The following is a 21,598-nucleotide window of genomic DNA, read 5'->3' as shown; positions in this document are numbered from 1 at the left end:
AAATGTTGGAGCACTTCTTTCAATGTCCGTATTGCTGGGAAGAAATCTCAATGCTGTTGGATACCTCGGTGTCCACACAAGCCTATGTTGAGGATTGTGAGGTGTGTTGCAATCCCATTGAAGTCACGGCTAGCTTTACGGGCAATGAACTGGTGGAGTTCCGTTGTTCACCTTTAGGGCAGTAGGTTTTAGAGGTACTGATTCAAAATATTTTCAAAAAGCTCCTGTTTTCCACTTCTTTGCTCAGGTTCCCCTGCAAGTTTGGCATAATCATGAAGATCGGTCAGCGAAAGGGACCCACGCACAAAATCCAATCCTTTTCCCGAATTAAAAGAGGCGTAACGGTTGTCCAATAATTCTTCGTAGCTGGAGTTGTTAATAACGGCATCGGCTACCAATAACCCACGGGCAAACGTATCGGCACCGCCAATATGAGCAATAAAAATATCTTCCAGATCGGTTGAGTTTCTACGGGTTTTAGCGTCAAAGTTGATGCCTCCACCTTGCAACCCGCCACTTTTTAGGAAAACCAACATTGCCTCGGCCGTTTCCAGAACATTATTGGGGAACTGGTCCGTATCCCACCCATTTTGATAATCCCCGCGATTGGCGTCGATACTTCCCAACATTCCGGCATTTGCCGCTACTTGAAGTTCATGCTGAAAGGTATGTTGGGCCAATGTGGCATGGTTTACCTCAATATTCAGTTTAAAATCTTTTTCCAATCCTTGTTCACGTATGAAATTGATGGAGGTCGCTGCATCAAAATCATATTGATGCTTGGAGGGTTCCATGGGTTTGGGTTCTATAAAAAACGTGCCTGTAAACCCTTGGGAACGGGCATAATCACGTGCCATCCGCATAAACCGTCCAATATTGTCCTGTTCCAATTTCATATCGGTGTTCAACAGGGACATATACCCTTCACGGCCGCCCCAAAAAACATAGTTTTCACCGTTTAATTCCATAGTGGCGTCCAGGGCAATTTTGAGTTGCGCCCCCGCTCGTGCCACTACATCAAAATTAGGGTTGGAGGCAGCTCCGTTCATATATCTGGGATGGGAGAACAAATTGGCCGTTCCCCAGAGCAACTTTACCCCGGAAGCTTTCATTTTCTCCTTTAGGTAGTCCACCATATGCAGTACCCTTTTTTCGGATTCTGCCAGCGAATCCGCTTCGTCCACAAGGTCATAATCATGAAAACAATAGTAATCAAAACCCATTTTAGTGATAAACTCAAACGCCGCATCCGCTTTTTCCCTGGCAGCCTCAATGGGGTCGTTTTTTGTTGCCCAGGGAAAGTTTTTGGTGCCCGGACCAAATGGATCTCCACCGGTGCCACAAAGGGTATGCCAATAGGCCATGGCAAACTTGAAATGTTCGCGCATGCTTTTTCCGGCCACGATTTGTTCCGGATTGTAAAATTTGTAGGCCAAAGGATTGTCAGACGCTTTTCCTTCATATGTAATCTCTCCAATGCCCTTAAAGTATTCGGTATTTCCTATGGTTGCCATTTCGGTATTTTTAGTGTTTCAAAATCAAGTTCAGTTCTTTTTTCCATTTTTCATAGGCGTCGCCATAGGCGGCCTTTTCTTTTTTGGGCATGTAGGTCAACACATGGTCATCCTTTGTGAAGGAAGCAAATTGTTGGTAGTCATCATCGATCAATACGCAGGCCCTTGCAGCTCCAATGGCACCGGTGGTGTCGTAAATCTCTATTTGTTGACCAATCAAAGTGGTTAGGGTGTTGGAGAAAATTTCGGAACGAAAAAGGTTGTCGTTTCCCGCTCGGATCACGGTGGGTCGAATGCCATCCGATTGCATGATCTCAAACCCATAAACAAACGAAAAGGCAATGCCCTCCAGTGCAGCGCGACACAGATGGCCTTTATGGTGTCTGTTCAGATTTAGGTTTACTATTCGGGTCCCGATATCCGCATGTAACAGCATTCGCTCCGCTCCATTTCCAAAGGGAAGGATACAAACCCCTTCCGAACCGATTTCTACCTCCGACGCAAGTTGGTTCATTTCCTCATAGGAAGTAACGGACAAATTGTTCATCAACCAACGATATTGGATGCCAGCACCATTGATGCAGAGCAGTTTTCCAATGGTTCTGGTCTTTTTTGACCGATAGTTCACATGGGCAAAATTGTTGACCCGGGAACATTCCTTAGCGGATAAGTTGTCCGTAATTGCATACATGACCCCCGAAGTTCCGCCAGTGGCGGCCACCTCTCCGGGGAGAAAAACATTTAAGGACAATGCATTATTGGGTTGATCTCCTGCCCGGTACAAGATGGGGGTTGCCACAGCAAGGCCACTCTCTTGGCTGCCCGTTGTGGAAACCGTGGCCTGTTCGGAAAAAGTATCGACTACATCTGGCAAAATTTGGGATGGAATGGTATACTGTCCAAGTACTTCCTGGGAGATTTGATCCTTTTTAAAGTCCCATAGGATTGCTTCCGATAGGCCGGAAACAGTGGTGTTGATCTTATCTGAGAAGCGAAAGGCCAAAAAATCCCCAGGTAACATGAATTTATGGATTTTGGCAAAGGTTTCGGGTTCGTTTTCCTGCACCCATCTCAATTTGGAAGCTGTAAAATTTCCTGGTGAATTTAAAAGATGGCCATCGCAAAAATTGTGGCCTAAATCCGAATATGCCTTGTTTCCAATACCAACAGCACGACTATCGCACCAGATGATGGCATTGCGCAATGGATTCCCATCTTTGTCCACCACCACCAATCCATGCATTTGATAAGCTATTCCAATCCCAAGGATTTGCTCTTTGGTAACCTTGTTTTCCTCTATGATCCTTTGAATGCCCTTACAGGTAAAATGCCACCAATCATTCGGGTTTTGCTCGGCCCAGCCTTGTTGGGGAGCATACATGGACATTTCTTTTTGTGGCTCTTGTAGGACGGCCAAGGGCCTCCCGGATATCCGGTCAACCAGGGCAATCTTTATGGATGAGCTTCCCAAATCAATTCCTAAAAAGTACATTTGGATTTATTGTTAAAGGCAATCGTTTTAAAATTAGAGAAAAAACTTCTTATGGATTATCTTTAGGCCAATCTTATTGATCGACCATGGACTTAGTAGTTGGAATAGACATCGGGGGGACCAAAACCAAGATTGGCTTGGTGGATAATAAAGGAGTCTGTTTGGAACAGACTTTTTTTAGAACCAAGGAATACCTTGAGTTGGATGCATATTTGGAGCAGGTGAAAAAAACCTGCGATGAACTTATAGCCAATTTGGATTTTACCCCTAACATTCTTGGATGTGGCATTGGTGCGCCCAATGCATCCAGCAAAAGGGGAACCATTGAAAGTGCGGCCAATTTGGCTTGGAAGGGCAGTGTCCCCATTTTGGAGCGATTGAAGGAAAAATGGAACGTTCCCATGCGTATTATGAATGATGCCAGTGCAGCGGCCTTGGGGGAATTGATGTTCGGAAGGGGTAAGGAAATGACCGATTTTATTGCAATTACCTTGGGTACGGGATTTGGGGCCGGTATTGTGGCCAATGGACAGTTGATCGATGGATATGATGGATTTGCAGGTGAACTGGGTCATGTAGATATGACCGTGGGCGATGGCCGATTGACAGGACTTGGGGTACGAGGTGGGCTGGAGGCCTATGTATCTGCCACTGGGCTAAAACGGACCATCATGTATATGCTAAGCAAGTATATGGATGAGAGTAGATTTAGAAATGTTGCCTATAATGATCTACACGGTGAGGAAATCACCCAAGCCGCCGAAGAGGGTGACACCATTGCCTTGAGAGCCTTTGATTATACCGCGCGAATGATGGCCCTGGCCCTGGCAAATTTTACCGCCTTTACCCAACCGGAAGCTTTTATTTTAATGGGCGGACTGGTGAATAGCGGAAAATGGATCCTTGAACCACTGGATAAATATTTCAATGAATACTTATTGCAGGTCTATAAGGGAAAGGTCAAGATATTGGAGTCGGGAATGGAAGGTAAAACTGCTGCCATTTGTGGTGCTGCAGCTTTAATTTGGGAAAAAAACCGTTGAATTTAATTCTTTCCATATCTTTGCGGAGTTGTGTTGAATCCGCTATGGGCGGATTGTGTTAGGTCGAAAGACGTTAACCAATGAAAGGCTTTCCTTCTGGGAGGCTTTTTTTATTTATGGAAATTCGGAATGAATGATGTGGTGAACCAATGAAGCCGCCAGTTTTGCGGTTAAGCCATCCACATCATATTTTGGGTTCATTTCCGCAATGTCCATACTGATCAACTTGCCGGATGAGGTAATGGTTTCCAAACTTTCCAAGACTACGTCAGGTGAAAAACCCAGTGGCGAAGGTGCACTCACACCGGGCGCATATGCAGATGAAAAACCATCGAGGTCAATGGTTAGGTAAATGTAATCCACCTTAGCCATAAAGGCACGGATCCATGTATTGATTTCTTTTACAAACTGTATACGAAAGGTGTTTCTAAGGACATAAGTGACCCCCAACTCTTCCGCCAGTTGAAACAACTGTTTGTCATTGGCGTCTTTCCGAATGCCCAGGCACAAATAATTAAAGGGTTCGTTTTCATTCGCAATTTGAAAAAAAGGAGTTCCGGAAGTGGGTCCATTGACATCATTTCTTAAATCAAAATGGGCATCAAGGTTGATGATTCCAATGGACGGCCTTTTGTTTTTGGAAAGCAGGTATTTTTTAATGCCATTGTAATGCCCATAGGCAATATCATGTCCACCACCCAGTACTATTGGAAAAGTATGCTTTTCAAGAAGTTCCGCCACGCTTTCACCCAACGTGTGTTGTGCGTTTTCCAAACCATCCGTATGGCAAACGATATCGCCTACATCCGTTACGTATTGCCCAGCCTTTAAATGATTGGGCATTTTTCCCAGGGCCTTTCTAATCGCTTCAGGGCCATTTTTGGCCCCTGTTCGCCCGTGATTGAGCCGAACGCCCTCATCGCAGCAATATCCTAAAATGGCAAATTGGTCCTTAACGGATGGAACTTTGGTAAAGGGAAGGCAACGGACTTTTTCGTGCAGATAAAGATCGTTTTCCGAGCTTCTGCCGGTCCATAGCTTTTTTTTGGGGGAGAGATAATTGGCCATGGAACTAAATTAAATCATCCAACAGTTGATCATCAACAAAATTTGGTAAAGTGACCTTAAGTTGTGGTGTACGCCGCATTTCCCGTTTTATGGCGAATAGGGCTTCGTCATTTCTTGCCCAACTCCGCCTTGCAATACCATTGTTCACATCATAGAACAGCATGTTGCGCAACCTTTCCAAAGTTTCCTGGGTCCCGTCAAGTACCAATCCAAATCCACCATTGATGACTTCGCCCCATCCTACACCGCCGCCATTATGGATGGAAACCCAGGTGGCACCCCTAAAACTATCACCTATTACGTTATGAATGGCCATATCTGCGGTAAACCTACTTCCATCATAAATATTGCTGGTCTCCCTAAATGGAGAGTCCGTTCCACTGACATCGTGGTGATCGCGACCCAATACCACGGGAGCTGAAATGGTCCCTTTGGCAATGGCATCATTGAAGGCTTCAGCGATTTTTAGCCTTCCTTCGGCATCGGCATACAGTATTCGGGCCTGGGAGCCAACCACCAACTTATTTTTATCCGCCTCTTCTATCCAAATGATATTGTCCTGCATTTGCTGCTGGATTTCCTTTGGGGAACGGGTTTTGATTTTCCTCATGACTTCCAGGGCAATGGTGTCGGTCTTTTTCAGATCTTCCGCCTTGCCTGAGGTACACACCCACCGGAAGGGACCGAAACCATAATCAAAACACATGGGCCCCAGAATGTCCTGTACATAGGATGGATATCTAAAATCGGTTCCATTTTCCGCCATAACATTGGCATTGGCCCTGGAGGCTTCCAACAAAAAAGCATTTCCGTAATCAAAAAAATAGGTCCCTTTGGACACGTGCCAATTGATGGCATTTACCTGTCTTCGTAAAGACTCTTGAACCTTTTCCTTGAAACGCTTGGGGTTTTCCACCATAAGCGCATTGGCTTCCTCAAACGAAAGACCAATGGGATAATAGCCTCCGGCCCATGGATTGTGCAGGGAGGTCTGATCGGAACCCAAATGCACAAAAATGTTCGCCCGAGCAAAGGCTTCCCATACTTCAACCACGTTGCCCACATAAGCAATGGAAATGACCTCTTTTTGAACAATGGCTTTTTTTACCCTAAGAATAAGACGTTCAATGTCATCGATAAGCTCATCCACCCATCCTTGTTCATGTCTTTTTTGTGCCGCATTTGGATTTACTTCCGCGCAAACGGTAATGCATTTCGCAATGGTACCGGCCTTGGGTTGTGCACCGCTCATTCCTCCGAGGCCTGCGGTCAGGAATATTTTTCCCTCAGTGGATTCCCCTGCTTTTAAGACTTTTCTAAAGGCGTTCATTACGGTAATTGTAGTGCCATGTACAATTCCCTGGGGGCCTATATACATATAAGAACCCGCCGTCATTTGTCCGTACTGGGTTACGCCCAGGGCGTTGAATTTTTCCCAATCATCCGACTTGGAATAATTAGGGATCATCATTCCATTGGTAACTACTACACGAGGTGCTTCTTTTGAGGACGGAAAAAGGCCCATTGGATGTCCCGAATACATATGGAGGGTTTGTGTATCGGTCATTTCGGCCAAATATTTCATGGTAAGGAGGTATTGTGCCCAGTTTTGGAACACTGCACCATTACCGCCATAGGTAATCAATTCCTCCGGATGTTGGGCAATTGCGGGATCCAGATTGTTCTGGATCATAAGCATGATGGCTGCCGCTTGCCGGTTTTTTGCCGGATACTCCCCAATAGGTCGGGCAAACATGGGATAACCGGGTTTGAAACGGAACATATAGATCCTGCCAAATGCGGTCAGTTCCGCCGCGAACTCTTGGGCCAACTCGGGATGCCATGCTTTGGGAAAGTAACGGAGGGCATTTCGGATAGCTAATTTTTTCTCTTCGGGGGAAAGGATATCCTTTCGTTTGGGAGCGGGATTACCACCTTTGGGATATGGCCTTTTCGGAGGTAATTCCGTGGGAATACCTTGAAGGATTTGTTTTTTGAATTCCGTTGACAATGCTGTTTGCATAATTAAAATACTCTAGTTCCATTTTTCCATACCCCGTGGGGTTTTAATTGCCCTTGATGGTAGGTAACCTCCTGGTAATTGTCCGTGGGAAAAATGACAAAATCGGCTTTTTTCCCTACCTCCAGACTTCCCCTGTCCTTTAAGTTTAAGGCTGCTGCTGCCCTAAACGTAATTCCGGCCAAAACTTCGGCATTGGACAGTTTTTCAAAGGTTCCCAAAATACAGGCTTGGGTCAATAAATTGCCCATTGGGGCCGATCCCGGGTTATGATCGCTTGCTATGGCCAGGGCCCCTCCCATATCCAGGATTTTTCGTGCAGGGGTAAACGAACACCCCAAACCTATTGAGGCACCGGGAAGCGCCATGGCAATGACACTACTTTTCGCCAGCATTTTAATTTCCTGCTCGGTACTGGCCTCCAGATGGTCCGCACTTATGGCCCCAAAATCAACAGCAACCTGACTTCCACCAGTTGTAAATTGGTCTGCATGAACCACAATATCAAATCCCATTCCTTTTGCCTTTGAGAAATAGGATTTTATTTCATTTGATGAAAATGCACTCTCCTCGATAAAAGCATCAATTCGGTTGGACAATTTTTCTGACTGTAACACGGGAAATAACTTGTTTGCGATTTCCTCCAAATACAAAACAGGTGGCCCAACCCAATCCTTGGGTTTCATATGCGCAGCCAGGCAGGTAACAATGATATCCTGTACAACCAATTCTGAAGCTCTTTTAATGGCCCTTAGCATTTTGAGCTCTTCATTGACCGAAAGGCCATAACCACTTTTAACTTCAAGAGTGGTAACGCCAAGGTGTAAATGACTTGTGCAACGTTTGATTATTCCACGTATCAATGTTTCCTCTGATGCGTCCCTGGTCTTTGTTACGGTATCCCAGATGCCTCCCCCGGCTTTGGCAATTTCCAGATAACCCTTTCCCGAATTGCGCATGGCATAATCATTGGCCCTGGATCCCCCAAAACAAATATGGGTATGGGCATCGATAAATCCAGGGAGGCATATGCTTTTATGTTCAATCCGTTCAATGTTTTCGGCTTCGGCCTCCAAACTTTGAAATATACCTATTTTCCGAATTTTTCCTTCCGAGACCAAAATGCCCCCATTGGAAATGGGTTGTAATTGCTCATCCCTAAGCGAACCTTTCAGAGCCAATCCGGATAACGGTAGTAACTGTGTAAATGGGCCAATAAGTTTATGTCCAGACATGTTAAAACGTTTCAAATACTTCACGATGCAGAGTTTCCCAAACAATATTGTGCTTAAGCATTACATCGTCTATCAATTTCGGGATTTCCCCGGACTGTATCAACCCTATTGCAGTTTCAATATCATTGGCAAATACCCTGTCTTTTTCAGCAAAAGGAACTTTCGTTCTCAGGAATTTGTGCACTTCGTCCAATAAGATACCTGATTTCAGCGGCTTTCTAAATTCAAAGGCCTGCGCTGCCGTCAATAGTTCAATGGCCAATATTTTTTCAACATTGGTAAGGATCTGCAAAGCCTTTCTACCACTTATCGATCCCATACTTACATGGTCCTCTTGCCCCAGTGATGTTGGGATACTATCGGCGCTTGCGGGAAAACAGAGGCTTTTGTTTTCACTGGCAAGGGCGGCGGCGGTATACTGCAAGATCATATATCCTGAATTGATTCCCGTATCCTTCATTAACAGTTGGGGAACACCTGGGCTTCCCTCCAAAGCCAAATAGATCCTTCTGTCCGAAATACTCCCCAATTCTGAAGCCGCCAATGCGGCATAATCCAATGCCATGGCCAATGGCTGTCCATGAAAATTACCTCCACTTATGGCCTGATATTGATCCATGATAATGGGATTATCGGTGACTGAGTTCAATTCAATTTCAATGAGCTCCTTTACATGCAGCCATGTATTTCTGGAAGCACCGTGTACCTGGGGAATGCAACGTAGGGAATAAGGATCCTGGACCCGGTCACAATCCATGTGATCCTCGAGGATTTCTGAACCCTTCAACAATGTCCGTATTCTTCCGGCCACATGCTGACTTCCTTTATAAGGGCGTAATTCGTGCAGTTTTTTATCAAAGGGACTTATGGAACCTTGCAGCCCTTCCAACATCATGGCACCGATAATATCTGCCTGTCTTAGGCAATTGTGGAATTTCTCCAGTACGCTCACGGCATGTGCCAAAATAAATTGGGTGCCGTTTATAAGTGCCAATCCTTCCTTGGGACCAAGTTCCAAAGGACCCAGTCCGGTTTTTTCGAAAAGCAGGGAGGTTGGGATGGTTTCATTTTTATACATCACTTTTCCTAAACCAAGCAAAGGCAGGAACAGATGTGAAAGCGGGGCCAGATCTCCGGAAGCACCTACGGAGCCCTGTGAAGGAACTACTGGGATGGCATCATTTTCCATGTGCCAGATCAGGCGCTCCAAAGTGGACAATTGGATTCCTGAGTGCCCTTTGGCCAGGGCATGGATCTTAAGGACCAACATTAATTTGGCCAATTCCTTTTTGATGGGCGTCCCAACACCAACGCTATGGCTTTGTAAAATGTTGGATTGCAAAATTTTGGTCTCCTCTTTTGAAATGGACGTGGTGCACAACGGACCAAAACCGGTATTGATTCCGTAAACCGGGGTTCCCAGTTCAACCATTGCGGCCACGTTCTGCGCACTTTTTTCAACCCGTTTCCTGGTTTTTGGCGACAGCTCCGCCTTTAGGACATTACGGGAAAGGGCAAGTGCCTTGGTAGCCGTTAGGTAATTCTCACCGTATAAAAAGGGACTCATATGCTTTTATTTACCTACCTAAAATTATTTGATAATTTTGATAATCACCAATACATATTAATTAGGCATATGATAACTGAAAATTATCAAATAGAACTGCGTCACTTAACCTATTTTTCCATGGTCGCTGAGGAACTGCATTTTAGAAAAGCTGCGGAAAAACTGTTTATTTCCCAACCTGGATTAAGTACGCAGATAAAGCAAATGGAAGAACTATTGGGCACGGCCTTGTTCATACGGGATAAAAAGAAGGTAAGGCTTACGCCTGCCGGGGAGTTTCTGAAAAAAGAAGTGGGATATCTATTGAACCATCTTAGGAATGTCAAAAAACAGGTGAAACTTATTGGAGAAGGCCAACTAGGGGAAATTCGAATAGGGTTTTTAGGCTCCGCCATGCAAAATGTGGTCCCCAGGTTACTACTGGAATTGCAACAGCACTATCCCGGTATCCATACCAGTTTGGAGGAACTATCAAACAGGTCCCAGGTCAATGCCATTTTAAAGGACCAATTGGATTTAGGTTTTGTGCGCTTGGCAAGGGTTCCCAAAGGAATTTGTCTGAAACCGGTATTTACGGATACCTTCTCCCTGGTGCTACCAAAGGACCACCATCTGGACCATGGCCGTTTTAAAGGGATGCATCAAGTGGCTGAGGAGGAATTCATTCTTTTTTCCCAGGATTACAGTCCATTGTACTATGACACCGTAATAGGTATCTGTCAAGATGCCGGGTTTGTGCCGAAAGTATCCCATAAATCCGTTCATGCACAAACCATTTTTACATTGGTCGAAAACAAATTGGGCATTGCCATTGTACCTACCTCATTACAACACGGTTTTCAAATGGATGTGAAATTCATTGAATTGAACAAGATTGGACAACGGGCGGTTCTTTCCATGATTTGGAAAGCGGACAATCGCAATCCGGTGTTGCATTATGGTTTAAAATTGTTGTTGGACAAGTTGAAGTACCGTAATTGAAAGCCTAAATTTGTGAAAAACAAAGGCTATGATTTTTGAACTTATCAAAAAGAGACGTTCCGTCTTTCCAGTACAGTACAATGACAAACCCGTGCAAAGGGAAACCATAGAACAATTATTGGAGGCCGCCAATTGGGCACCCAACCATAAAAGGACCGAACCATGGCGTTTTAAGGTGTTGATGGGGGAGTCAAAAGCGAAATTGGGGGATTTTTTGTCCTCAAAGTATCAAGAGGTGGATTCCAAACCAAAGCAAATTAAGATTCGGAAGCTGCAGGAGAACCCAAGAAAAGCAGGAGCGGTCATTGTCATTTGTATGCAACGTGATCCCAAGGAAAGTTTACCGGAATGGGAGGAATTGGCCGCTACGGCCATGGCGGTCCAGAACATGTGGTTGTGCTGTACCGAATTAAACTTGGGCTGTTATTGGAGCTCTCCAGGACTTATTAAGTACATGGATGAATTTATGGAACTGAACAAAGGGGAAAGGTGTTTGGGGCTGTTCTATTTGGGCTATTATGATGAAGAACCGGCAATAGGGGAAAGGGAACCCATTTCAAACAAAGTACATTGGTTGGACTAGGGTTAACAGGCCCTAGGAAAATGTAAAGATTTCCGGGATGTATTCAATGGATTTCCATATGTATAGGCCAGCATAGACAATTGCAATTAAAAACTTTAAAAAGGTACCGGTCAGAAAACCGATAAAAGACCCAAAGGCCGCTTTAAGGGCTTTATCCTTTTCGGACTTATTGGCCAGTTCACCGACCAAAGCGCCAACAAAAGGCCAGACAATAATGCCCAAAGGACCCAGTACAGGAAAAAAAATAGCCACCAATAACCCGATAATGCTGCCCCACATGCCCCACTTGGTGCCCCCAAATTTTTTGGTGCCGGCCGCTGGAATGATATAGTCCATGACCGTGACCACCAAAGCTATGGCCAGTGTAATGCCCAAGAACCACCAATTATCAGGAACAGCTTTGGTCAAGTGAAGGAGCAGGAGCCCGATCCAGCTCACGGGAGGTCCCGGCAAGACGGGAAGAAAACTTCCCAAAATCCCCACCAGCATTAAAAGAAAACCTATAAATAGTAATGCAATGTCCAATTTTAAAACTTTATATCGTTAGACAAATTTAAATCGATTTTGTTACACTCAACCATTGGTTGCGAGAATAGGACCTAGGGCAAACTTTCTCCAAAATATCGTAATTTCAGCCAAATTCTTGGGGCTCTATGCAACGAAGCTGGTTCTTGTCAATCCTACTCATTTTGACTTCCTGTGCCTATTTTTCAACCAAAGAGGAACAGACCAAAAGAGCGGTCAATGAAGAACTTATGGCCATTGATTGGAACGATGTGGACCAATTTCCACTTTTTGGGGAATGCGATGAAATGGCACAAAAAGCAGCACAGCGCGATTGCTTTGAACGCGAGATGCTCAAACGGTTTGTGGAGGCGTTTAGCGATACCGTCTACGAAGTGGACAAGGAGATCAAGGATACCCTATTTGTGGATTTTGAGGTAGATGAAGATGGTTTTATAAACATTATAGAAATCGAGGATAACAACAAAATAGAGGAAGTAGTGCCCGGATTTAGGGATGAGATACGAACACGTTTCAAGGATTTAACGGTTATTCCGGCACATAAAAGGGGGATAAACGTGAAAATTAAATTTAGGCTTCCCATTGTTTTGGATACTGAAAAATAAGTTGGCAAAGGAAAAGATCATATTAGGTATTGACCCGGGAACCCAAATCATGGGTTTTGGAATCATTAAGGTAGTCAACAAAAAAATGGAGTTTGTTCAAATGAACGAACTCATGCTCAAAAAATACGATGACCCCTATCTAAGGCTAAAACTCATTTTTGAACGGACCTTGGAACTCATAGACACCTATCATCCGGATGAAATAGCGATAGAAGCCCCATTCTATTCCAAGAATGTGCAATCCATGCTAAAACTGGGGAGGGCGCAGGGAGTGGCCATGGCCGCGGGTCTTTCCAGGCAAATTCCCATTACGGAATACCTGCCCAAAAAAATAAAAATGGCCATAACAGGTAATGGAAATGCCAGTAAGGAACAAGTGGCCAAGATGTTGCAGGGTCTTTTGGCCCTAAAGACCTTACCAAAAAATTTGGACAGTACGGATGGTCTAGCTGCGGCCGTATGTCATTTTTACAATGAGGGTCGGATAAATGTTGGGGTAAGCTACACGGGTTGGGAAGCCTTTGTAAAGCAGAACCCAAAGAAAATTGGTTAGTATGGCCGGCATCTACATCCATGTACCCTTTTGCAAACAAGCGTGCCATTACTGCGATTTTCATTTTTCAACAAGCCTGAAGAAGAAAAATAAAATGCTTTTGGCCCTGCAAAAAGAGCTGGTATTGCGAAAAGCGGAACTGAACGATGAAAGCATTGAAACCATTTATTTTGGTGGGGGCACTCCCTCAATTTTAGAACCCCATGAAATAGAAGGACTACTGGATACGGTTTATGCCCACTATAAAGTGAGCGATAACCCGGAGGTTACCTTAGAGGCGAATCCAGATGATCTGCCCAAAAATCAAATTCTTCGGTTATCCCAAACTCCGATCAATCGTCTAAGTATTGGGATACAGTCTTTTTTTGATATCGACCTAACACTTATGAACCGGGCACATAATGCCAAAGAAGCTTTCGTTTGCCTGGAAGAAGCAATGGTCTTTTTTGATAATATATCCATCGACTTGATTTATGGAATTCCGGGAATGGATGAAAAACGGTGGGAAAGGAATATGACGAGGGCATTATCCCATGGTGTTCCGCATATTTCGGCCTATGCTCTAACCGTTGAACCCAGAACAGCTTTGGAGCATTTTATTAAAGAGGGAAAAGTGCCTGATGTGGATGATGGGCAGGCACAACGTCAGTTTCATATGCTTGTAGGCTGCTTGGAGGCAAAAGGATACATCAATTATGAAATTTCGAATTTTGGAAAGCCTGGTTTTTTTTCACACAACAATACGGCCTATTGGAAGGGAAAGCACTATATAGGGATAGGACCTTCGGCCCATTCCTTTGATGGAAAGAGGAGGGGGTGGAATGTTAGGAACAATTCAAAATACATCAAGGCCCTGGAAGAAAACCAAGTGCCCATTGAACATGAGGTGTTAAGTGTTCGCGACAGGTATAACGAATACGTGATGACTGGGCTTAGAACCATTTGGGGGGTTTCCTTGCAAAAGGTAAGGAAGGAATTTGGACCAACCTATGAACAATATCTTGGGCAACAGGCGGCAAAATATATTGCTGAACATCTTTTGTTTTGGGATGGTGATGTACTCTTGACCACAAAAAAAGGAAAGTTCTTGGCAGATGGGATCGCAAGCGATTTGTTTATGGTTAACTTGTCTTGAACTTACCTAAGAATATAGATTGAATCATAAATATGAACAAAGGCTAATTTTATATACTTGGTTATGATCAATATTTATGCCCGATGTGCAGGTGAACGACTTGCAGTTAATAATCAGAGTTGTACTTTTTATATTTAGCAAAACCTATTTCAGCGTGGCAACTATAAATGCATTGGACTTTACGGTGAAAATTGATGATTTCCGACGAGTCAAGGTTGTAGAAAAAACGTATTCTGGGAAACTATTGCCAAATCAGGTACTTTTAGAGATTGATCAATTTTCATTTACTTCCAATAACATCACCTATGGTGTAGTGGGGAAACAAATGAACTATTGGAAATTTTTTCCAACGCAATCCAGTTACGGAATCATTCCAGTTTGGGGGTTGGCTAATGTAGTTATTTCCAATCATCCGGATGTACAAGTAGGTCAACGATTTTATGGATATTACCCCATGAGTTCTCACTTATTGGTTACCGTTAACAATGTTGGTAGTAAAGGTTTTGTGGATAATACTAAACACAGACAGGCGCTCCCATCAATCTATAATTTTTATGTGAATACGGAACAGGACCCTACATTCACTCCAGAAACCGAAAAGTTAATTTCCATATTTCGTCCATTGTTTGTCACGTCCTTTTTGATTGATGCTCATTTAGCAGAACAGAATTTCTATAAAACTTCTCAAATACTAATTACAAGCGCATCCAGTAAAACGGCTCAAGCATTGGCCTGTCTATTGGCATTTCGTAAAAAGAAAAATGCTTTGAATTGGAATCTTTTAGGACTTACTTCAAAAAGGAATATGGAATTTGTGGGACAATTGGAGTGGTATGATCAAGTCATGAGCTATGATTCGATTGCGCAATTGAATTCCAATGAAAAATTCGTTGTGATAGACTTTTCGGGAAACCATAACACCCAATTCCAGTTACAAAGGTTTTTGAACAAAAATTTGGTATATAATTGTCTGGTGGGGCTTGTTGATTGGCAAAATCTAGAAGGTGAAAACCCACTTCCCGAAAAGGGGGAATTTTTCTTTGCTCCCACACACGCAGAAAAACGTCGGGAAGAGTGGGGGGTATCAGGATTTCAGCAAAAAATTGGGATAGCTTGGCTACAATTTATGGAGGTTGTTCAATCAACAATTTCCATTAAAGAACACATTGGGGTTCAGGAATTGGAAAAATTATATTCGGATATGTTGAACGGGAAAATTGACCCCAAGTATGGCAACATCGTGAGTTTAAATAGGATGAATAAAAGATTATAGGTGAAAGTAGGACTTGATGAAAGAAATGAATCCTGATTTATACTATCATTAAATTGAAATGTCAAACCCTTGAATACGAATGTATTTGTTTTAGTTTCCATAACCCTTTTTTCAAACGGTTCTGTCATTCCGCACTTGATGCGGAATCCACAATAATTCCCGTTCGAATGGATTTCTGCCTGCGCAGGAATGACAATGTATCGGCTTGTAATAGATCTTATTCTTTTGTTTAAAACCATGAATTTCAAATCCATAGTGGTTTATTTGAATATCGATATAATTTGAGTAGTTTGGATACTGAATCAAGTTCAGCATTAATGATAGCTTCCGTCAAGTACAAATCCCAGACGTTAAAAGTGGACTTGTCCAAGCCTTTGGATATATCCATCCCCTTACGTGGAGGTATATCCAACGTCAATGCGTGGTATGTTGCCCCACCCACCATAGGGCCACATAAGGAAGAAGGATTTGTGGGAAGTGTAAAGGAAGGGGGGAGCGTAAATTTTAATGATATCCACTTTAATCCACACGCCCATGTTACGCATACGGAATGTGTGGGGCATATTACCAAAAATGTCCACTCGATAAATGACCATCTAAAAAACTACTTTTTCTGGACGGAACTGATTACGGTTGCCCCGGAGAAACAAGGAATGGATTTTGTGATTTCCAAGAAGCAATTACAGTATGCGTTGGGTGCCAAAAAAAGGGAAGCCGTCGTTATTAGGACATTGCCCAATACCACTGAAAAATACAATAGACAGTATTCCAATACCAATCCCCCCTATTTTTTGGAAGAGGCCATTAGGTATTTAAGGGATAAGGGGGTGGAACATTTGTTGGTGGATTTGCCTTCGGTGGATAGGGAGAAGGATGGAGGTTTTCTCAAGGCCCATAAGACATTTTGGAATTTGGACGGGGACATTCGGTTTAAGGCTACCATTACGGAATTCGTATATGTGGACAATAGTATCGAGGACGGTAGATACCTTCTTAACCTGCAGGTGGCCCCTTTTGAAAATGATGCAAGCCCCAGTAGGCCCCTGTTATATGGCCCGGTCTAAAAACACAATATGAACCCAAAATGGGTACTTTGTTTATATTTAAGCAATGGATGGTTTTATTGAGGCAATTTTAGGACTGTTATTGGGTGTGGTACTCACGTATTGGGTGTATGGCCTTTTCAACCAAAAAAGGAGAAAGGAGCTTGTTCAACACCAATCCACCGTAATTTTGGATAAGATCAAAAGTGTCTGTAAACTGGTTTCGGTAGAAGGGGATTTCGCTGAGATTTATAGCTATGAGAATATCAAGGAAGGTTTTATGAAGGTCCTCAGCAGTAAGAAGAAAGCCCTTGTGGTCATCAATGCCAAAGCACAGGTGGGATATGATCTTAAAAAATTACTTTTGAAGGCCGACCTGGATAAAAAAAGGATTATCCTCTCAGAATTCCCCGAACCCGAGGTATTGTCCATTGAACCGGACATTCAGTTCTATGATATTAAAAATGGTTTGTTCAATTCCTTTTCTTCGGAAGACCTGACCGATTTAAATGCCAAGGCCAAGGAACATATTCGGGAGAAAATTCCAGAGAGTGGTCTTTTGGAAACAGCAAAGAAGGAAGCACTGGAGGCTGTATTGATCATTGAGAAGATTGTGGAGACCATTGGTTGGAAATTGGATTATTCCGCTTTGGAACTATCAAATAGGGAAAAACAGTTTTTAGAAAGTTAAATTGATGAAAAAAACAATAGTAGCGTTGGCATTGCTTTTTTTGCCGTTGGTGGTGGTCGCCCAAAAATCGACCATACTGGAATTTGATTCCGAATTTGCACATGTGGTCTATATCTGGCTTAAAGATCCGGATAATCCGTCCCATAGGGCGACCTTTGAAAAATCACTTCGAAAGTTTTTGGATAACTCAAAATTCGCCAAGACCAACTTTATTGGAAGACCACCCAAAGCGGTCAGGGAGGTAGTGGACGATTCATTTACCTATAACCTAATCGTTACTTTTGAATCTGCCAAAGCACAGGAGGGTTATCAAAAGGAAGAAGCACATCTTACCTTTATTGAGGAATGTAAGGACCTTTGGGAAAAAGTAATCGTATACGACGCTAAGGGCATACCACAGTGAATATTGAACAGTTAAGGGAATATTGCATTTCCAAGAAAGGGGTAACCGAAAGTTTTCCCTTTGATGAACATACCTTGGTGTTCAAGGTAATGGGAAAAATGTTCGCGCTGGTGGCCTTGGAGCGTTTGCCCTCCCAGGTAAACTTAAAATGCGACCCGGAAAGGGCCTTGACATTAAGGGAGGAATATGATGGTATTATAATCCCAGGCTACCACATGAGCAAAAAACATTGGAATACCCTCTATTTAGATCAATTGCCACCCCTATTTTTAAAGGAACTTATAGACGACTCCTACAACTTGGTGGTTTCAAAACTTCCCAAGCGAACTCGGGAGCAACTGGGATACTAAATGACGTTGTAAGAAAAAAATTACTAATTTCATCTATACTTTTAGACCATTCGCCGATGATAACTAACAAATTATCCCCCAAGGGCCAAGAATTGGTTCATTTTGTAAGAAGTTTGTAACGTACAAATATGTCAACTCGTGAAAGTATTATTTATAGAAGATGATATGATAGAATCCATGAAATTGCAACGGGCAATTTCAAAGTTTCAATACAAACACACCATTATTGAAGCTAAAAATGGAGAAGAGGCCCTTGAAATTTTGAAAGGTGGGGACTTGCCGGATATTATTTTCTTGGACCTAAATATGCCCAGAATGAGTGGCATTGAATTTTTGACCATTTTAAAATCCGATGACCGTCTTAAATATTTGCCTACCGTGATTTTGACCACATCGGAAAATAGGGCGGATTTATTGGAATGTTTCCGCATTGGGATTGCCGGTTACATTATAAAGCCCTTAAAATATGAGGATTACGAGTCAAAAATTAAAAAAGTGTTTGATTATTGGGAAATAAGTGAATTGATAAAAGCCTAACAAAAAACCGCATTTCACAACATTCTTTTTTAACAAAGTAGTCCAATTCCTACTTTTATTTCATAATATTCGTTATTGTGAAAGGAATTGTTTTTGCCGAGTTCTTGGAAATGGTGGAGTCCAACTTTGGGCTTGAAACGGTAGATGCCATCATAGAGAACTCTGATTTACCTTCTGGGGGAGCCTACACGGCTGTTGGGACGTATGAGTTTTCAGAGATGCTTCAACTTGTCGATCAGTTGAGTACCATCACTAAAATTTCCATCAACGACCTGTTGTACACATTTGGACTGTACCTTTTTGATAGTCTTGCAAAGGCACATCCCGATGTTGTGAGCAGTTATAAGGATCCATTAAGCTTACTTTATTCCATAGAAGACCATATTCACGTACAAGTGAAGAAACTGTATCCGGATGCAGAATTGCCATCATTTAGAATACTTGAACGGTTGGACCATTCATTGACAATGATCTATAGTTCTTCCAGAGGGCTCTATGCTTTGGCGCATGGTCTTATCAAAAAGACTTTTGACCATTTCCAGAAAGAAGTAAATGTAGAAATGAAATTATTAAATGAGCAAGGAACAGAAGTCAAGTTTGTCGTTGTCCAACAAGGATAGCTCGGAAATAGCCCTTTTGCAAAGGGCACTTAATCGGGAAAAGCGGGCCCGAAAACAGGCCGAGCAGCTGTTGGAAAACAAATCCAAGGAACTTTATGATGCATCCCTGCATCTAAGGGAAGCCAATGGTAGATTGGAATCCTTGCTCAATAAAAAAGATTCCAAGATAGACAGTGCTTTTGTAAACATTATTGACCCCTATGTTGTCATGGATCTAAGTACACGGGTCATTAATATGAATACCAGTGCAAAGGAATTTTTGGGGTTTGATCATACCAAACAGGACGTTCACCTTATTGGTTTGGTCCATAAGGATTATGAACAGTACACCGCAGAGTCTTTTAAAACCTTACTACAGGTAGGTGTTTTAAAAAACTACAACGCAAAAATATACACCAAAAAGAATGTCGAGAAATCCGTAAACATCAACGCTAGCCTTATTTATGACGAAGATGGTTCACCAATTGCGGCACAGGGCATTATTAGGGATATTACCAAGGAAGTCCAAATAAAAGAGCTGCTGGAGAGTCAAAAAAAGCAGCAGGACATTATTGTTGAGAATTCTTCCCTGGGGATTGTTTTGGTGGTAAATGGGAAAATCGTCAAGGCCAATAAAACATTTGTGGAACTCCTGGGGTATTCTGAGTTGGAGCTCAAAAAAATGTCCATAGATGATATATCTACCATTGAGGACGTAAGCCTTTATGAAGACATCCTCAAAAACAATAAAACGGTAGGAACCGACAAGTTTTCCATTGTACGCAAGTTTCATAAAAAAAACGGAAAGTCCATTTGGGGAAAAACCTCCGTAAGTACGGTACGGAACCACAAAGGCGAGATCGATTACAAGGTGGCTATGGTGGAGGACATTACCAATGATAAGATTTCCGAAGAATTGATAAAGGCCTCGGAGGAACGTTTGTCCACTTTGATCACCAATCTTCAAACGGGGGTGTTGTTGGAAGATGAAAACAGGAAAATGGTTTTGGCCAACCAAAAATTCTGTGATCTTTTTCAAATACCCATTGCACCGGAAAAGCTTTCCGGTGTTGATTGTAAAAAGGCACTTGACAAGTATAAACACTTGTTTGTTGATCCGGAGCATCTCATAAAAAGGACGAATTACATTTTCAAAAAGAAGGAGTTGGTCCTTTCGGACGAGCTGGAACTTATTGATGGCAGGACCTTTGAACGGGATTATATCCCATTGTTCATTGATGATATCTACAAAGGCCATTTGTGGACCTACAATGATGTTACACTAAGAAAAAACTATCGCAAGAACCTGGAGATCCAGAAGGAAAAGTACAGCAGTATCATTGCCAATATGAATTTGGGATTGGTGGAGATTGATGGGGACCGGACGATCCTGATGGCCAACCACAGGTACTCGGAAATGATTGGTGTGCCCCAAGAGGAACTCTTTGGCCAAAATGTACTGGAGTTCATGAATTTGGATGAAGAGAACCTGGATAAAGTAAATGGGCAATTTGAAAAACGTAAAAAAGACCAATCGGACTCTTATGAGGTTGAAATTACCCTGAACAACGGAGAAAAGAAACATTGGTTGATCAGTGGTGCCCCCCGATACGATGAAGCAGGTAAAATTGTGGGTTCTATTGGAGTGCATTTGGATATTACCAAACAAAAGGAATTGGAATTGCAGAAGCAAAACCTGGTGAACGAGTTGGAGGAAAGCAACCAAGGATTACAGGAATATGCCCATATTGTGTCCCATGACCTAAAATCCCCATTGCGAAGTGTAACGGCATTGGCAACATGGCTTTATGACGATTACAATGATGTTTTGGATGAAAACGGCAAGTACAATCTGCAGATGATGATGGAGAAGGTTGAGGGAATGGACAAGTTAATAGATGGCATCCTAAAATATTCCACGGTAAACAGTGATACCTTGGATAACACGGACGTGGACGTCAACCAAGTGGTGAGGGAAATAGGGGAAATTATTTATATACCCGATCACGTTTCCATTAAGGTGGCCAATACACTGCCTGTAATTCAGGCGGACAAGGTGAAGATCCATCAGCTCTTCCAAAACTTCTTGAGCAATGCTGTGGTCAATATTGAAAAAAAGGTGGGGATTGTGGAGATTGCAAGCAAAGAAACCACTACACATTGGGAGTTCAGTATAAAGGACAATGGGGTAGGAATTCCAAAGGAATACCATGAAAAAATATTTAAGATTTTCCAATCCATAGGAAATAATGAGCGGTCCACGGGAATTGGACTTTCCATAGTCAAAAAAATTGTGGATAGATATCGCGGTAAAGTATGGTTGGAAAGTGAAATAGGGGTGGGTACAACATTCCATTTCACCATAAAAAAGTAATACAAAA

At 42.8% G+C, this 21,598-nt stretch carries 22 protein-coding genes; 15 read left to right on the top strand and 7 right to left on the bottom strand.

Annotated elements, in window-relative coordinates; translation table 11 throughout:
* Nucleotides 1–2: 2 nt before the first annotated feature.
* A complete protein-coding gene (locus L0P88_RS06185; RefSeq protein WP_247133742.1) occupies nucleotides 3–185 on the top strand; it encodes a CPXCG motif-containing cysteine-rich protein in 183 nt (60 codons plus the stop codon).
* A gap of 3 nt (nucleotides 186–188) precedes the next feature.
* Here L0P88_RS06185 and xylA read toward each other — a convergent pair whose 3' ends face one another.
* Nucleotides 189–1,514, bottom strand: a complete 1,326-nt coding sequence (xylA, locus tag L0P88_RS06180; RefSeq protein WP_247133741.1) for a xylose isomerase — start codon at nucleotides 1,512–1,514, stop codon at nucleotides 189–191.
* 10 nt (nucleotides 1,515–1,524) lie between these two features.
* On the bottom strand, nucleotides 1,525–3,006 hold the full coding sequence (locus L0P88_RS06175; protein WP_247133740.1) for a xylulokinase: 1,482 nt from the start codon (nucleotides 3,004–3,006) through the stop codon (nucleotides 1,525–1,527).
* An 86-nt stretch (nucleotides 3,007–3,092) separates the two neighbouring features.
* Between L0P88_RS06175 and L0P88_RS06170 the strand changes: the two genes are divergently transcribed.
* Nucleotides 3,093–4,049 carry an ROK family protein gene (locus tag L0P88_RS06170; protein WP_247133739.1) on the top strand — a complete coding sequence of 319 codons (957 nt, stop codon included), beginning with the start codon at nucleotides 3,093–3,095 and terminating at the stop codon, nucleotides 4,047–4,049.
* Between the two features lie 114 nt (nucleotides 4,050–4,163).
* Here L0P88_RS06170 and hutG read toward each other — a convergent pair whose 3' ends face one another.
* Genes hutG through hutH form a run of 4 tightly spaced genes read right to left on the bottom strand, consistent with a single transcriptional unit; the run spans nucleotide 4,164 to nucleotide 9,939 of the window.
* On the bottom strand, nucleotides 4,164–5,117 hold the full coding sequence (gene hutG / locus L0P88_RS06165; RefSeq protein ID WP_247133738.1) for a formimidoylglutamase: 954 nt from the start codon (nucleotides 5,115–5,117) through the stop codon (nucleotides 4,164–4,166).
* 4 nt (nucleotides 5,118–5,121) lie between these two features.
* A complete protein-coding gene (locus L0P88_RS06160) occupies nucleotides 5,122–7,140 on the bottom strand; it encodes a urocanate hydratase (RefSeq protein ID WP_247133737.1) in 2,019 nt (672 codons plus the stop codon).
* A 2-nt stretch (nucleotides 7,141–7,142) separates the two neighbouring features.
* Entirely contained in the window at nucleotides 7,143–8,372 is a 1,230-nt protein-coding gene (gene hutI / locus L0P88_RS06155) for an imidazolonepropionase (RefSeq protein WP_247133736.1), read from the bottom strand.
* Between the two features lies 1 nt (nucleotide 8,373).
* Nucleotides 8,374–9,939, bottom strand: a complete 1,566-nt coding sequence (gene hutH / locus L0P88_RS06150) for a histidine ammonia-lyase (RefSeq protein ID WP_247133735.1) — start codon at nucleotides 9,937–9,939, stop codon at nucleotides 8,374–8,376.
* 69 nt (nucleotides 9,940–10,008) lie between these two features.
* Here hutH and L0P88_RS06145 point away from each other — a divergent pair, with 69 nt between their 5' ends.
* Nucleotides 10,009–10,920: a LysR family transcriptional regulator gene (locus tag L0P88_RS06145; RefSeq protein ID WP_247133734.1), complete on the top strand. Its 912-nt coding sequence runs from the start codon at nucleotides 10,009–10,011 to the stop codon at nucleotides 10,918–10,920.
* 28 nt (nucleotides 10,921–10,948) lie between these two features.
* On the top strand, nucleotides 10,949–11,503 hold the full coding sequence (locus L0P88_RS06140) for a nitroreductase (protein WP_247133733.1): 555 nt from the start codon (nucleotides 10,949–10,951) through the stop codon (nucleotides 11,501–11,503).
* Nucleotides 11,504–11,515: 12 nt separating this feature from the next.
* Here L0P88_RS06140 and L0P88_RS06135 read toward each other — a convergent pair whose 3' ends face one another.
* Nucleotides 11,516–12,028: a DUF456 domain-containing protein gene (locus tag L0P88_RS06135; protein ID WP_247133732.1), complete on the bottom strand. Its 513-nt coding sequence runs from the start codon at nucleotides 12,026–12,028 to the stop codon at nucleotides 11,516–11,518.
* Between the two features lie 128 nt (nucleotides 12,029–12,156).
* Between L0P88_RS06135 and L0P88_RS06130 the strand changes: the two genes are divergently transcribed.
* From L0P88_RS06130 to L0P88_RS06080, 11 genes are all read left to right on the top strand, one after another.
* Nucleotides 12,157–12,633 carry a hypothetical protein gene (locus L0P88_RS06130; RefSeq protein WP_247133731.1) on the top strand — a complete coding sequence of 159 codons (477 nt, stop codon included), beginning with the start codon at nucleotides 12,157–12,159 and terminating at the stop codon, nucleotides 12,631–12,633.
* Nucleotide 12,634: 1 nt separating this feature from the next.
* Nucleotides 12,635–13,186: a crossover junction endodeoxyribonuclease RuvC gene (gene ruvC / locus L0P88_RS06125; protein ID WP_247133730.1), complete on the top strand. Its 552-nt coding sequence runs from the start codon at nucleotides 12,635–12,637 to the stop codon at nucleotides 13,184–13,186.
* 1 nt (nucleotide 13,187) lies between these two features.
* On the top strand, nucleotides 13,188–14,321 hold the full coding sequence (gene hemW / locus L0P88_RS06120) for a radical SAM family heme chaperone HemW (RefSeq protein WP_247133729.1): 1,134 nt from the start codon (nucleotides 13,188–13,190) through the stop codon (nucleotides 14,319–14,321).
* A gap of 154 nt (nucleotides 14,322–14,475) precedes the next feature.
* Nucleotides 14,476–15,594, top strand: a complete 1,119-nt coding sequence (locus L0P88_RS06115) for a DUF2855 family protein (protein ID WP_247133728.1) — start codon at nucleotides 14,476–14,478, stop codon at nucleotides 15,592–15,594.
* Nucleotides 15,595–15,911: 317 nt separating this feature from the next.
* Complete coding sequence (locus L0P88_RS06110) at nucleotides 15,912–16,658, top strand: cyclase family protein (RefSeq protein ID WP_247133727.1); 747 nt, start codon at nucleotides 15,912–15,914, stop codon at nucleotides 16,656–16,658.
* Between the two features lie 46 nt (nucleotides 16,659–16,704).
* Nucleotides 16,705–17,328, top strand: coding sequence for a DUF4230 domain-containing protein (locus L0P88_RS06105; RefSeq protein WP_247133726.1), 624 nt, complete (start codon nucleotides 16,705–16,707; stop codon nucleotides 17,326–17,328).
* Nucleotides 17,329–17,332: 4 nt separating this feature from the next.
* Nucleotides 17,333–17,731: a Dabb family protein gene (locus tag L0P88_RS06100; RefSeq protein ID WP_247133725.1), complete on the top strand. Its 399-nt coding sequence runs from the start codon at nucleotides 17,333–17,335 to the stop codon at nucleotides 17,729–17,731.
* Nucleotides 17,728–18,081 (top strand): MmcQ/YjbR family DNA-binding protein, encoded by a 354-nt coding sequence (locus L0P88_RS06095; protein ID WP_247133724.1) that lies wholly within the window; start codon nucleotides 17,728–17,730, stop codon nucleotides 18,079–18,081. Before L0P88_RS06100 ends, L0P88_RS06095 begins: the two co-directional genes overlap by 4 nt.
* A 138-nt stretch (nucleotides 18,082–18,219) precedes the next feature.
* On the top strand, nucleotides 18,220–18,618 hold the full coding sequence (locus L0P88_RS06090; protein ID WP_158776713.1) for a response regulator: 399 nt from the start codon (nucleotides 18,220–18,222) through the stop codon (nucleotides 18,616–18,618).
* 77 nt (nucleotides 18,619–18,695) lie between these two features.
* Nucleotides 18,696–19,238 (top strand): heme NO-binding domain-containing protein, encoded by a 543-nt coding sequence (locus L0P88_RS06085; protein ID WP_247133723.1) that lies wholly within the window; start codon nucleotides 18,696–18,698, stop codon nucleotides 19,236–19,238.
* Complete coding sequence (locus L0P88_RS06080; protein ID WP_247133722.1) at nucleotides 19,192–21,591, top strand: PAS domain-containing sensor histidine kinase; 2,400 nt, start codon at nucleotides 19,192–19,194, stop codon at nucleotides 21,589–21,591. Before L0P88_RS06085 ends, L0P88_RS06080 begins: the two co-directional genes overlap by 47 nt.
* The last annotated feature ends 7 nt before the right edge of the window (nucleotides 21,592–21,598 follow it).

It is taken from the genome of Muricauda sp. SCSIO 64092, assembly GCF_023016285.1.
GTDB lineage: Bacteria > Bacteroidota > Bacteroidia > Flavobacteriales > Flavobacteriaceae > Croceivirga.
The sequence above is the reverse complement of the archived record's forward strand: the minus strand, read 5'-3'. Positions and strand labels throughout refer to the sequence as shown.